This window comes from Photobacterium sp. GB-50, assembly GCF_003026755.1.
GTDB lineage: Bacteria > Pseudomonadota > Gammaproteobacteria > Enterobacterales > Vibrionaceae > Photobacterium.
This window is the reverse complement of sequence record NZ_PYNX01000005.1, coordinates 146,395-158,423: the sequence shown is the minus strand read 5'-3', so window position 1 is coordinate 158,423 and position 12,029 is coordinate 146,395. Positions and strand designations below refer to the sequence as shown.

Genomic DNA, 12,029 nt, shown 5'->3' with positions numbered 1-12,029 from the left:
TTGTCGTTAATAAGAAAAAAAGACATTTTTTTTAGGAAAAGAGGTGATTTTTTCCTCACCCTTCCCTATAATCTTGCGACCCACCGTACCTGTGAAGGCGAAAGCCTGGAGTGCCAACCACTCGAAGGGGTGATGACTGGGCTCTTATACAGAGGGACCATCATTTGATGGTTCTAGTAAGTGAAACTATTTAAATTATTGGGTATTAATTAGCATGAAAACTTTCGTTGCTAAACCAGAAACTGTAAAACGTGACTGGTATGTTGTTGACGCTGAAGGTAAAACTCTAGGTCGTCTTGCAACTGAAATCGCTTCTCGTCTACGTGGTAAGCACAAGCCGGAGTACACTCCACACGTTGACACTGGTGACTACATTGTAGTTATCAATGCTGAGAAAGTAGCAGTAACTGGTAACAAGCGTACAGATAAAATGTACCACCACCACACTGGCTACATCGGCGGCCTTAAGTCAATCAGCTTTGATAAGCTAATCGACAAGAAACCAGAAATGGTTATTGAAACTGCTGTTAAAGGCATGCTTCCTAAAGGTCCTCTAGGCCGTGCTATGTACCGTAAGCTAAAAGTTTACGCAGGTACTGAGCACAACCATGCTGCACAACAGCCTAAAGTACTAGACATCTAATTGGGAATTATGACAATGGCAGAGAATCAATACTACGGCACTGGTCGCCGTAAAAGCTCAGCAGCTCGCGTTTTCATCAAACCGGGTACTGGCAACATCGTTATCAACAAGCGTAGCATCGAAGAGTACTTCGGTCGCCCAACAGCGCGTATGGTTGTTCGTCAACCTCTAGAGCTTGTTGAAATGACAGAGAACCTAGACCTATACATCACTGTTAAAGGTGGTGGTATCACTGGTCAATCTGGTGCAATCCGTCACGGTATCACTCGCGCTCTTATGGAGTACGATGAAACTCTACGTCCTGCTCTACGTGCAGCTGGCTACGTTACTCGCGACGCTCGTTGCGTTGAGCGTAAGAAAGTTGGTCTACGTAAAGCACGTCGTCGTCCACAGTTCTCTAAGCGTTAATTTTCGCTTCCAGATTTTATCTGGTTACTGTGTACAGAAAGCTCAACCCTCGGGTTGGGCTTTTTTTTATTTATTAATAGCTAAACAATCAGCTTCCTGCCTTATTTTCTCCATTTTTACCGCTCTCAACACGGCCAAAAATTAAGTTTAAGTAACGATGTTATCGTTGGAAGGTAAAAAGAACGCTTTGCTCAGATTTAGTGCAAAAGAGTCGCTTTAACTTGTCAAAATATCGTCTGTTACATATCCTTTTTATGTTGGAAACAGTTTGAATGTGTAATTTTACTGTTACCTTTTCGTTGGAAGTTAGCCGTGGCTCCAAGGACGCATAAGGACGTAATAATCCAAGGCGGGAGTAAGGGAGAATATTGGATGAGCAATGTGCCAGTAAGCAAAGGACGACGTCGCTTTCTGACCGTAACAACCTCGGTTGTTGGTGGGTTAGGAGCTGCAGCTGTTGCCGTTCCTTTTATCAAATCATGGAATCCGAGTGCGAAAGCAAAAGCCGCCGGTGCTCCTGTCGAAGTTGATATCAGTAAGTTAGAAGATGGACAAATGGTTCGCGTTGAATGGCGAGGAAAACCTGTGTGGGTTGTTCGTCGCAGCAAGGCTGTTTTACAAGAGTTAAGTACCCATGATGGCGAATTGCGGGATCCTTCATCAGAAGAACCTCAGCAGCCATCTTATGCACAAAATGAATTCCGTTCAGTGAAGCCTGAAATCTTTTTAGCCTTGGGTATTTGTACTCATCTTGGCTGTTCTCCAACTTATTTACCCGATAGCTTTAATGAACAAGTAAGTGGTATATCGTCAGGGTTCTTCTGTCCATGTCACGGCTCTACCTTTGATATGGCCGGTCGTGTATTTGCAGGCGTGCCTGCACCATTGAATCTGGTGATACCTCCATATCAATTCTTAGATGACAACACGATTATCGTTGGTGTTGATGGGGAGGCCGTATAATGAATGCGCTACTAGGTTGGATTGAAAAACGTTTGCCCGTCACGAATGCTTATAGAAAGCATTTATCTGAATATCCGATGCCGAAAAATTTCAACTTTTGGTACATCTTTGGTTCTCTTGCCATGTTGGTGCTTGTTAATCAGATCGTAACAGGGATCTGGTTAACCATGAACTATGTACCATCAGGTGAAGGGGCATTTGCTTCCATTGAATATATTATGCGAGATGTAGAGTATGGTTGGCTGCTACGTTATATGCACTCGACAGGTGCTTCCGCATTTTTTGTCGTGATTTATCTGCATATGTTCCGCGGCTTGATCTACGGATCTTACCAAAAGCCTCGTGAGCTACTGTGGTTATTCGGTATGTTGATTTTTCTCATTCTCATGGCTGAAGCGTTCATGGGATATTTGTTGCCATGGGGACAAATGTCATTCTGGGGCGCACAGGTCATTATTTCGCTATTTGGTGCAATACCTGTAATCGGTGACGATCTAACTCTTTGGATCCGAGGGGATTATGTTGTCTCAGGGGCAACGCTAAACCGTTTCTTTGCATTACATGTTATTGCGCTGCCAATCGTATTGTTGTTGCTCATTGTGTTACACGTATTAGCACTTCATGAAGTGGGTTCAAATAACCCTGATGGTATTGAGACAAAACTGCCGAAGGGCTCTAAAGGTGAAGGGTATAAAACACAATTTCGTTTTCATGAATACTACAGCAACAAGTATGACATCATTGATTCAATCCCATTTCATCCTTATGGAACAGTTAAAGATCTGATTGGTGTTGCTGTTTTCGCCTTTTTCTTTAGCTATGTGATCTTTTTTAACCCAGAAATGGGAGGGTACTTCCTTGAGCCGCCAAACTTTGAAGCTGCAAATCCACTAAAAACACCTGAGCACATTGCGCCAGTTTGGTATTTCACGCCGTTCTATGCGATTTTGCGTGCGGTACCCGATAAGTTATTAGGTGTGGCGGCAATGGGAGCATCGATTGTCTTTTTATTCCTGTTACCGTGGTTCGATCGCTGTAAAGTTCGCTCTTTCCGTTATCGTAGCAAAGTGCACTTTATCAATATTTGTCAGTTCACAGTTAGCTTTATTGCACTAGGTGTTTTAGGTACGTTACCTGCAACTCCTACTTATACATTGCTTGCACAGATATTTAGCTTTGCTTACTTTATGTTTTTCATTTTATTGTTCTTTTACAGTAAAAATGAGGCAACGAAACCGCTGCCAGAGAGGGTGACATTCAAATGAGAAAATTGATTGTAACGCTGCTGGCAATGCTTCCTACTTTTGCTTTTGCGGCAGGTAGCAATGTACCTTTAGATGCGGCGAATAATGACTTAACAGACAAAGCATCACTTCAACGTGGCGCAAAGACATTTATGAATTATTGTTCTGGATGTCATTCAACCCAATACCAACGCTACGAGCGAGTGGCAGAAGATCTTGGTATTCCACCAACGTTAATGAAAGAGAATTTGATTTTTGATCAAAATGCTAAAATTGGTGATTTGATGACAAATGCGATTTCAACCGAGTATGCGGCAGCTTCATTTGGCGCCCCTGCTCCTGACTTAACTTTGGTTGCGCGTGTTCGAGGTACTGATTGGATCTATACTTACTTACGATCCTTCTATGCCGATCCTAGTCGTCCATTTGGTGTTAATAATTTAGTGTTCCCAAGTGTCGGTATGCCGCATGCTCTCGAAGAGTTACAAGGTGCACCACATAAAGCATTTGAGACCAAAATGATTGACGGTGAGAAAGTTCAAGAGTTTATCGGGATCGAATCTGATGGTACCGGAGAGCTGAGCGCCGAAGAATATGACGATATGGTGCGTGATTTAGTTAACTTCCTTGATTACTCTGCTGAGCCAATGAAGCTGGAACGACAGCAAATGGGCTTGTGGGTGATGGGCTTTATTGCGGTATTCTTTGTTTTAACTGTATTGTTGAAGAAAGAATATTGGCGTGATGTCCACTGATAAGGTAATCTAGTGGGTTAAGAATCTCGCAATGGGGGCTTAAGCCTCCATTGCTTTTTGTGTATTAAATATACTGGAGGGGTTGATGGCTGTTGCTGCCAATAAACGCTCTGTGATGACTCTGTATTCTGATGCTTCAGACATCTACAGCCATCAGGTGCGTATCGTACTAGCCGAGAAAGGTGTTAGTGTTGAAATCGAGCTGGTTGATCCATTGAATCTACCTGAAGATCTGTTAGAGCTGAATCCATACCAGTCAGTTCCTACATTGGTTGATCGTGAATTAGCACTATACCAAGCGAACATCATTATGGAGTACTTGGATGAGCGTTTTCCTCACCCACCTCTAATGCCGGTTTACCCTGTTGCTCGTGGTAACAGCCGTCTAATGATGTACCGTGTTGAGCGTAACTGGTACTCACTTGCAGAGAAGATTAATACTGGCACTGCCGATGAAGCTGACAAAGCACGTAAGCAATTACGTGAAGAGTTACTTGCATTAGCACCAGTATTTGCAGAATTCCCATTCTTCATGAGTGATGAGTTCAGCTTGGTTGACTGTTACCTTGCTCCACTACTATGGCGTCTACCTGAAATGGGTATTGAACTAAGTGGTGCTGGCGCAAAAGAAGTGAAAACTTACATGACACGTGTATTTGAACGTGACTCTTTCCTAGCTTCATTGACTGAAGCTGAACGTGAAATGCGTTTAGCTGGCCAGTAATATGGATATGGAAAAAATGACACCGCGTCGTCCTTATTTGTTGCGGGCATTTTATGATTGGTTAGTGGACAACGATCTCACACCACACTTGGTTGTTGATGCAACATTACCAGGTGTACAAGTACCAATGGAGTTCGTTAGTGATGGTCAAATCATCCTAAACGTTGCTCCTCGTGCTGTGGGGAATTTAGAACTGGGTAATGAAGCGGTTAGCTTTAATGCGCGTTTTAGTGGTCGTCCACATTCTGTTATTGTACCTATGTACGCTGTGCTTGCTGTTTATGCGCGTGAAAACGGAGCAGGAACAATGTTTGAGCCAGAGCCTAGCTATGAATCAGATATGCCAGTCTTTGATGATGTTGATGATATCGAAGATATGATTGATGAAGCATCAGAGCCTAGCTCTCCATTTGCCGTGGTTAGTGAAACTGAAACTGCCGGTGATGATCCTGACGATGAGCCGCCACGTCCTCGCGGTCGTCCAAGCTTACGTGTTGTGAAATAGATAGTTTCTCTTTAATAAAAAAACGCAGCCAATAGGCTGCGTTTTTTTATATCGATAAAGGGTGATTAGCGATTTTGACTCGGTTCGAATAATGTCACAACTTTTTTAACGCCATTGATATTCCGTGCAATATTGATCGCAATTTCTTTTTGGCGTGGCGTCACATAGCCTAAAAGGTAGACTCGCCCCCCTTCGCTGATCACTTGGATCACCGCTCCTGTTAACTGCTTGCTCGCGATGAGTTGAGATTTTACCTTGGTGGTTAGCCAGGCATCATAACTAATGTCACCTACGCTAAGTAAAGGTCTCACTTCAAGTTGGTTATACAGATCTTTTACATTAGCAATATGCTTAACTTGCTGAGCAAATTGTGCTTTTGCAGCGGCAGAAGTGGCTTGACCAATCAGTAGTACTTTACCGTTAAGCGAGATACTGTTGGCACTGATTGAGCGGGTAAATTGGCGGCTATTTGCCAGACCCGAAATATCCATTTCTACTTTTTGATCTTGCCAATGTTGTTCTATATCTCGTGGATCTTGCGTGGAAAAACTCGAACATCCTTGTAATACAATGCTAAAAATTAGCAATAGGCGGCATACCCAGTTCATTGATTATCCTTCGTGGTGCGGGAAGAGTACTTGGTCAATAAGATCGCACAAGCAATGTACTGTTAGTAAGTGGACTTCTTGAATACGTGCGGTACGTTGAGATGGGATACGAATTTCAACATCTTGTATACCAAGTAACCCTGCCATTTCGCCGCCATCTTTACCGGTTAAGGCGATGATAGTCATATCACGTGTAAGTGCAGCTTCCATTGCTTTGATAATGTTCTTGCTATTACCGCTGGTTGATAATACAAACAGAATATCACCGGCTTGACCGAGTGCGCGCACTTGTTTTGAAAACACTTCGTCGTGGTGATAATCATTAGCAATTGCTGTCAAAATTGTTGTGTCAGCCGTTAATGCTAAAGCGGGAAGGCTTGGGCGCTCAGTTTCAAAGCGATTAATAAGACATGAAGCAAAGTGTTGTGAATTAGCTGCTGAGCCACCATTACCGCAACATAAAATCTTATTGCCGTTTAATAGGCTCTGAACCATGACTTGGGCAGCTTTTGAGATGGAATCGGGAAGTGCTTCTGCTGCTGCAATTTGAGTTTGAATACTTTCGGTGAAACTTTCGCGAATGCTATCTAGCATGATTAACCTTCAACTAAGATGTTGGTATGCCACTCAATATGGTGTTCTTGACCTTCAATTGTCACGACATCAAACCGACATTCGGTTTGATCGATTGAAAAGCCATTTTTCTGTAACCAAAAAAGGGCGGTGCGTTTTATTTTTTGTTGTTTATGCCAATTCACCGCTTCTGAAGCCGAACCGAAATGGCGATGTGTCCGGTATTTTACTTCAATAAAGACAAAACATTTACCATGTCGCATGATTAAATCAATTTCACCACCGCGACAGCTAAAATTTCGTTCGATAAGCTTAAGACGGTGGCGAGACAGAAACTGTTCCGCCATCCGTTCATAAGTTTGACCTTGTTGTCGTTTATTCAGGTTGAATACCGTCTGCAGTGAATTTACCCCAGTCAATGTGACGATGGATCACACATTGGCTATCGGCACTTAATTTGCCTGTAACACCTTGTGTTGTGTAATCACTCATCGCACGTAATTGTGGTAATTCGTTACTTAAAAGGTAAGCATCCATACCAAAAGCATGAAGGCGAACACTGGTATTACCTTCATTTGGCCACAATTGGTTGAAACGCTCCATATAACTTGCCGGTGGATTGATTAGAAGTGGAATATCACCGATTTCTACGCCTTGTATTTCTGGAGAGTATCCTTTGCGATCTGGATTACTTCGAGAGCTAACATAAATTTGTGGTGGGTTACCACTTGGTGGTAATGATGCTTCAATAAATGGCTTTATAGTCATCAATTCATTTTTGCTAGCAACGATATATATCGCATCTGTCTTACTACCTGGTGCACGCCCAAATACCTGACGGATTTGCTGTGGTATCTCATCGCTTGCACCAAATGTAGCCACTTGTGCTGGTTGACTATTTAAGCTTGTCCACTCTTGATTAAAAGCAGAACTTACTCGCTGACCATAACTGTTTGATGGTACAAGTACGACAGGATCACGATGACCTTCATTGAAAATATGCTCTGCAGCTTGCTCGGCACTTTGCTCTGGCGAAAGAGCAAAATAACACGCATTAGGGTGGTTGCTGGTAATTTCAGGTGGCATATTTAACGCCAACGTATTGATATGAGTGGTGTTATCTTGTTGAAACTCTGAAATCTTATTCTTACGCAGTGGACCGACAACAAATTGAGTGCCATTTTGCTGTAATTTTGCCACGATAGAAGCCATTGGCTCTGCTTCTGTATCATAGATATTAAGATTGGTATCAGCGCTTCTGTTAGCATCATCCATCATTGCATCTATAAAGCCATCACGTACATTTTTACCTTGTGCGGCAAAGCGACCAGATAATGGTAAAAGCAAAGCGACACGATCTAGCTTAATGGCTTTAAGGTTCATTACCGCTTCAAGTTCTTTGGGTAAGTATTGATTAGCTGGATGGTACGGATGTTGGCTTAACCATTGCTCAACTGCGCTTTTTAATTTGCCTGGTTGACGGCTAGCGCTATTTTTTAACATGGCAAGCTCAACCCAACCTTTTAATACGCCTTCATCACTACCAATTTTGGCGTTACTCAGCTGTGCGTTGGAGTAGCCAGATAAATCATTCCACAGGTTATTCCAGTTGGCTGCTTTTTGATCCCGATTTAAGTAAAAATCAAGTTTACTGCGTTCACGCGCGGCTTGAAATTTATGGTTAAGTTGATCTAATAATTCAGCACGGAAAGTGTAATAACGTTGATATTGACTTTTCGTTAACTGCCAAGACGGTTGGAAATTTAGACTATTAAGTGCTTCTTGATATTGCCCTTGATGATAGCGGATCGCTGCACGAGCAAGTTGCCATTCAGCAATTTGCAAAGGGCTCATAGATTGTTGTGATAGTTTGGTAACTTGTTGGTCAGCTTGCTGCCATTTACCTTCTTCTATCATTGCTTTAAGGGCTAATATTTCCCAGTTAATACGCTCTGCACCCTTACTGGCTTGAGCTTTACTGAGGTAGGCGGCTGAGCTTTGAGCGGCTGCCGCAGTGATATCCGTTAATGGAGCCTGCTGATTGTACAGGTTTGGCGTGCTACAGCCTGCTAAAATAACAGCAAGGGCTACAGGCGCCATTAGTCGTGATACACTTTTACGCTTATGGGTAAAATTGGGCATTGAATTCATTCAACTGTGACAAATTACTCTTGATATTAATTGCAGATGAGATCTAAGACAAATGAGTGAAACCAATTCAAGCATGGTTGATGTTGCTACGTTATACATCGTACCTACACCCATCGGTAATTTGGCTGATATAACACAACGAGCATTAGACGTGTTAGCAAATGTAGATTTGATTGCTGCTGAAGATACTCGCCATACATCACGCTTGTTATCCCATTTCTCTATCTCAACCCGCACCTTTGCGCTTCATGATCATAACGAGCAGCAAAAAGCTGACTTCTTGATTGAAAAGCTTCAGTCAGGTACCAGTATTGCGTTGGTATCAGATGCTGGTACGCCGCTGATCAGTGATCCAGGGTATCATCTTGTTAATCGCTGTCGTCAAGCGGGGGTAAAAGTTGTGCCATTACCAGGCCCATGTGCAGTGATCACTGCCTTGAGTGGTGCAGGCTTACCGTCTGACCGATTTAGCTTTGAGGGCTTTTTGCCACCCAAAAGTAAAGGTCGCCGTGACTGTTTTCAAGCGTTAGCAAACGATGAGCGTACGTTAATTTTTTACGAATCGCCACATCGTATTAATGATTCCCTGAGTGATATGTTAGCCGTGCTTGGTGCTGAACGCCAAGTAGTATTAGCGCGTGAGTTAACAAAAACTTATGAAACAATCCATGGTGCGCCATTAGGAGAGTTAATTGAGTGGCTTGCTGAAGACAGTAATCGTGTTCGTGGTGAGATGGTGGTTTTAGTCGCCGGTCATCGCGCGCAAAAAGAAGAACTATCAGCAGAATCATTACGTACACTGGGCTTGTTAGTCAAAGAATTACCATTGAAAAAAGCGGCTGCACTAACAGCGGAAATTCACGGTGTGAAAAAGAATGCGCTGTATAAGTGGGGGTTAGAAAACCTAGGCTAAAAATAAAATTAACGGCTGCTAATTTTTTGTGGGCTGTATGACTAGATTTGGTGGGAATTAGCTTTTTTTGCTGTTTTTTTAGTCAGGCTGTAATTTTGTTTCGTTTTTCGCTAGCAACTGTGATCGTTGTCTTATACAATCCGTGCCGGAGTTGGTCAGGTAATCGCTGCTTCATTGATGTCCTTTGGGAGACTGATGAAGGGGAGGAAAGTCCGGGCTCCACAGGGCAGGGTGCCAGATAACGTCTGGGGGGCGCAAGCCCACGACAAGTGCAGCAGAGAGCAAACCGCCGATGGCCTATTGCTTGCAATAGTGCACAGGTAAGGGTGAAAGGGTGCGGTAAGAGCGCACCGCGCAGCTAGTAATAGTTTGTGGCAGGGTAAACTCCACCCGGAGCAAGACCAAATAGGTCCCTAATGGCGCGGCCCGCGTTGGGGACGGGTAGGTTGCTTGAGTCTGTGAGCGATTGCAGACCTAGACGAATGATTGCCGCCGCGCAAGCGGAACAAAACCCGGCTTATCGACCGACTCCCTACATTTAGAGAAGGTGGTGTTTGGATAACAAACACCACCTTTTTTTCGTCTTATTCCCGCATAAACATAACTTTCGCTTGATGACTACAGAGTGTGTTAGAACTCTGTTTGAATTACTGTCAGACGCTTGACATCGTTTTTGTCTCATACGTACACTTTATGGTGGGAATTTGTGGGGAAAAGTGGTGCAGTCGCATTCTCTTTGTTTTTAATTCTGCTAAAGTCGGTTACTACGGCTGATTTTTAGTATCATTGAATGGGCATGTGAATGTTAAGAGGCGCAACGGTTATATCGCTCGATAACAAAGGACGCATTGCGATTCCTAAGCGTTATCGTGCTGAGGTAACAAATCATTGTGACGGCTTATTCGTATGCACTATTGATCACCAGTTTTCTTGCTTGTTGCTCTATCCCATGAATGAATGGGTACACATTGAAGCGAAGTTAGCGACATTATCAAGCCTTCATCCTGCGGAGCGTCGAATTCAACGTTTGTTACTCGGCCACGCTAGTGAATGTGATATGGATGGGCAGGGGCGAATTCTACTTCCTGCTACCTTACGACAATACGCGCACTTACAAGATAAGATCATGCTTGTAGGCCAATTCAATAAATTTGAAATTTGGTCTGAATCTTTGTGGCAACAGCAAATTGAACACGATATCAACCTTCAGGCTGAGGATGCGATAGCACAGTCATCGCGCCTTAGTGAGCTTTCACTTTAGCTGAACTTATATTTATGTCTGAACAATTTGAGCACGTTTCCGTTTTACTGAATGAATCTGTAGACGGATTAGCAATTAAACCCGACGGTATTTATATCGATGGTACCTTTGGCCGTGGGGGACACAGTCGCCTTATTCTTTCTCATTTAGGTGAGAATGGTCGTCTATACAGCATTGACCGAGATCCTCAAGCGATTGCTGAAGCTCAGAAGATTGATGATCCTCGCTTCGAAATTATCCATGGCCCATTCTCTGGCATGGAAAAATACATGGAAGAGCGTGATTTAATTGGTCGTGTTGATGGTGTGTTACTGGATTTAGGTGTGTCATCACCGCAATTAGATGATGCAGAGCGCGGCTTTAGCTTTATGCGAGATGGCCCGCTTGATATGCGTATGGATCCGACATCGGGTCAATCAGCTGCTGAATGGTTGGCTGAAGCGGAAGCGGATGATATTGCATGGGTACTAAAAGAGTTTGGTGAAGAGCGCTTTGCCAAGCGTATTGCTCGCGGTATTGTTGAGCACCGTGAAAACCCAGAAAAAGAGCCACTAACACGTACCCGTGAATTAGCGAGCTTAATTGCGGCGGTATCGCCGTTTAAAGATAAGCACAAACACCCAGCAACACGTAGTTTTCAAGCGATTCGTATTTACATTAACAGTGAGTTAGATGAAATTGAAACAGCGCTAAACGGTGCGGTGAATATTTTAGCTCCTGAAGGTCGTTTATCAGTGATCAGTTTCCACTCATTGGAAGATCGTATGGTAAAACGCTTTATTCGTAAACAGAGCAAAGGACCTGAAGTTCCAGCAGGTTTACCGCTTACTGAAGAACAAATTAAAGCTTTAGGTAGCGCTGCACTTAAAACGGTAGGCAAAGCCATCAAACCTTCTCAAGATGAATTAGGGTATAACACACGAGCGCGTAGCTCTGTACTAAGGTTGGCTGAGCGTCTATGAAGCAACCAACAGAATCATCATTGAATCTGGCTCGCCTGATTGGACGTGATCTCGTCACTGTCGGGCTTGTTCCTCTCATTCTTTCTTTTATTATTCTCGCATCAGCATTGTCAGTGGTGTATATCACCCATGACACACGCCAGCAAATTGTGAAACAAGAACAATTGTTAACTGAACGTGAAGGATATGATGTGGAATGGCGAAATCAGATCCTCGAAGAAAATTCGCTTGCAGAGCACAGTCGTATTGAACGATTAGCTGAGACTGAACTCAAAATGCAACGACCATCCGCTGATAGTGAAATTGTTATCCAATAAAC

Annotated in this window: 15 protein-coding genes and 1 other RNA gene; 12 read left to right on the top strand and 4 right to left on the bottom strand. The window is 43.3% G+C overall.

What is annotated here, in order from left to right; genetic code table 11:
- Positions 1-214 precede the first annotated feature (214 nt).
- The 7 genes from rplM (at position 215) to sspB (ending at position 5,242) form a co-directional block, all read left to right on the top strand.
- The gene (gene rplM, locus C9J41_RS09565) at positions 215-643 is read left to right on the top strand and encodes a 50S ribosomal protein L13 (protein ID WP_005371187.1); all 429 of its coding nucleotides are present in this window, start codon (positions 215-217) and stop codon (positions 641-643) included.
- A gap of 15 nt (positions 644-658) precedes the next feature.
- Positions 659-1,051 (top strand): 30S ribosomal protein S9, encoded by a 393-nt coding sequence (gene rpsI, locus C9J41_RS09560; protein WP_005371189.1) that lies wholly within the window; start codon positions 659-661, stop codon positions 1,049-1,051.
- A gap of 372 nt (positions 1,052-1,423) precedes the next feature.
- Entirely contained in the window at positions 1,424-2,014 is a 591-nt protein-coding gene (gene petA / locus C9J41_RS09555; protein WP_107206541.1) for a ubiquinol-cytochrome c reductase iron-sulfur subunit, read from the top strand.
- On the top strand, positions 2,014-3,279 hold the full coding sequence (locus C9J41_RS09550) for a cytochrome bc complex cytochrome b subunit (RefSeq protein ID WP_105061013.1): 1,266 nt from the start codon (positions 2,014-2,016) through the stop codon (positions 3,277-3,279). Before petA ends, C9J41_RS09550 begins: the two co-directional genes overlap by 1 nt.
- Entirely contained in the window at positions 3,276-4,013 is a 738-nt protein-coding gene (locus C9J41_RS09545) for a cytochrome c1 (RefSeq protein ID WP_107206542.1), read from the top strand. The genes C9J41_RS09550 and C9J41_RS09545 overlap by 4 nt, the downstream gene beginning before the upstream one ends.
- 85 nt (positions 4,014-4,098) lie before the next feature.
- On the top strand, positions 4,099-4,737 hold the full coding sequence (gene sspA / locus C9J41_RS09540) for a stringent starvation protein SspA (protein WP_005371197.1): 639 nt from the start codon (positions 4,099-4,101) through the stop codon (positions 4,735-4,737).
- A 1-nt stretch (position 4,738) separates the two neighbouring features.
- Positions 4,739-5,242 (top strand): ClpXP protease specificity-enhancing factor, encoded by a 504-nt coding sequence (sspB, locus tag C9J41_RS09535; protein ID WP_107206543.1) that lies wholly within the window; start codon positions 4,739-4,741, stop codon positions 5,240-5,242.
- Between the two features lie 65 nt (positions 5,243-5,307).
- Here sspB and C9J41_RS09530 read toward each other — a convergent pair whose 3' ends face one another.
- Genes C9J41_RS09530 through C9J41_RS09515 form a run of 4 tightly spaced genes read right to left on the bottom strand, consistent with a single transcriptional unit; the run spans position 5,308 to position 8,523 of the window.
- Positions 5,308-5,850 (bottom strand): BON domain-containing protein, encoded by a 543-nt coding sequence (locus C9J41_RS09530; protein ID WP_107246320.1) that lies wholly within the window; start codon positions 5,848-5,850, stop codon positions 5,308-5,310.
- Between the two features lie 3 nt (positions 5,851-5,853).
- Positions 5,854-6,444 carry a DnaA initiator-associating protein DiaA gene (diaA, locus tag C9J41_RS09525; protein ID WP_105061009.1) on the bottom strand — a complete coding sequence of 197 codons (591 nt, stop codon included), beginning with the start codon at positions 6,442-6,444 and terminating at the stop codon, positions 5,854-5,856.
- Positions 6,445-6,446: 2 nt separating this feature from the next.
- Positions 6,447-6,806, bottom strand: coding sequence for a YraN family protein (locus C9J41_RS09520; RefSeq protein ID WP_255418317.1), 360 nt, complete (start codon positions 6,804-6,806; stop codon positions 6,447-6,449).
- Positions 6,799-8,523: a penicillin-binding protein activator gene (locus C9J41_RS09515; RefSeq protein WP_233218481.1), complete on the bottom strand. Its 1,725-nt coding sequence runs from the start codon at positions 8,521-8,523 to the stop codon at positions 6,799-6,801. The genes C9J41_RS09520 and C9J41_RS09515 overlap by 8 nt, the downstream gene beginning before the upstream one ends.
- Before the next feature lie 103 nt (positions 8,524-8,626).
- Between C9J41_RS09515 and rsmI the strand changes: the two genes are divergently transcribed.
- The 5 genes from rsmI to ftsL all read left to right on the top strand — a co-directional run bounded on the left by rsmI (position 8,627) and on the right by ftsL (position 12,027).
- The gene (gene rsmI, locus C9J41_RS09510; protein WP_107294495.1) at positions 8,627-9,487 is read left to right on the top strand and encodes a 16S rRNA (cytidine(1402)-2'-O)-methyltransferase; all 861 of its coding nucleotides are present in this window, start codon (positions 8,627-8,629) and stop codon (positions 9,485-9,487) included.
- Between the two features lie 147 nt (positions 9,488-9,634).
- Positions 9,635-10,023, top strand: an RNA gene (gene rnpB, locus C9J41_RS09505) — RNase P RNA component class A.
- Positions 10,024-10,289: 266 nt separating this feature from the next.
- The gene (gene mraZ, locus C9J41_RS09500) at positions 10,290-10,748 is read left to right on the top strand and encodes a division/cell wall cluster transcriptional repressor MraZ (protein ID WP_107206546.1); all 459 of its coding nucleotides are present in this window, start codon (positions 10,290-10,292) and stop codon (positions 10,746-10,748) included.
- A 14-nt stretch (positions 10,749-10,762) separates the two neighbouring features.
- Entirely contained in the window at positions 10,763-11,710 is a 948-nt protein-coding gene (gene rsmH, locus C9J41_RS09495; RefSeq protein ID WP_045083943.1) for a 16S rRNA (cytosine(1402)-N(4))-methyltransferase RsmH, read from the top strand.
- The gene (gene ftsL, locus C9J41_RS09490) at positions 11,707-12,027 is read left to right on the top strand and encodes a cell division protein FtsL (RefSeq protein ID WP_045083944.1); all 321 of its coding nucleotides are present in this window, start codon (positions 11,707-11,709) and stop codon (positions 12,025-12,027) included. The genes rsmH and ftsL overlap by 4 nt, the downstream gene beginning before the upstream one ends.
- Positions 12,028-12,029 lie beyond the last annotated feature (2 nt).

Bases quoted from the DNA above. Each gene is read 5' to 3' on its own strand.
- rplM (WP_005371187.1), top strand. From the start codon at position 215: ATGAAAACTTTCGTTGCTAAACCAGAAACTGTAAAACGTGACTGGTAT.
- rpsI (WP_005371189.1), top strand. From the start codon at position 659: ATGGCAGAGAATCAATACTACGGCACTGGTCGCCGTAAAAGCTCAGCA.
- petA (WP_107206541.1), top strand. From the start codon at position 1,424: ATGAGCAATGTGCCAGTAAGCAAAGGACGACGTCGCTTTCTGACCGTA.
- C9J41_RS09550 (WP_105061013.1), top strand. From the start codon at position 2,014: ATGAATGCGCTACTAGGTTGGATTGAAAAACGTTTGCCCGTCACGAAT.
- C9J41_RS09545 (WP_107206542.1), top strand. From the start codon at position 3,276: ATGAGAAAATTGATTGTAACGCTGCTGGCAATGCTTCCTACTTTTGCT.
- sspA (WP_005371197.1), top strand. From the start codon at position 4,099: ATGGCTGTTGCTGCCAATAAACGCTCTGTGATGACTCTGTATTCTGAT.
- sspB (WP_107206543.1), top strand. From the start codon at position 4,739: ATGGATATGGAAAAAATGACACCGCGTCGTCCTTATTTGTTGCGGGCA.
- C9J41_RS09530 (WP_107246320.1), bottom strand. From the start codon at position 5,850: ATGAACTGGGTATGCCGCCTATTGCTAATTTTTAGCATTGTATTACAA.
- diaA (WP_105061009.1), bottom strand. From the start codon at position 6,444: ATGCTAGATAGCATTCGCGAAAGTTTCACCGAAAGTATTCAAACTCAA.
- C9J41_RS09515 (WP_233218481.1), bottom strand. From the start codon at position 8,523: ATGGCGCCTGTAGCCCTTGCTGTTATTTTAGCAGGCTGTAGCACGCCA.
- rsmI (WP_107294495.1), top strand. From the start codon at position 8,627: ATGAGTGAAACCAATTCAAGCATGGTTGATGTTGCTACGTTATACATC.
- mraZ (WP_107206546.1), top strand. From the start codon at position 10,290: ATGTTAAGAGGCGCAACGGTTATATCGCTCGATAACAAAGGACGCATT.
- rsmH (WP_045083943.1), top strand. From the start codon at position 10,763: ATGTCTGAACAATTTGAGCACGTTTCCGTTTTACTGAATGAATCTGTA.
- ftsL (WP_045083944.1), top strand. From the start codon at position 11,707: ATGAAGCAACCAACAGAATCATCATTGAATCTGGCTCGCCTGATTGGA.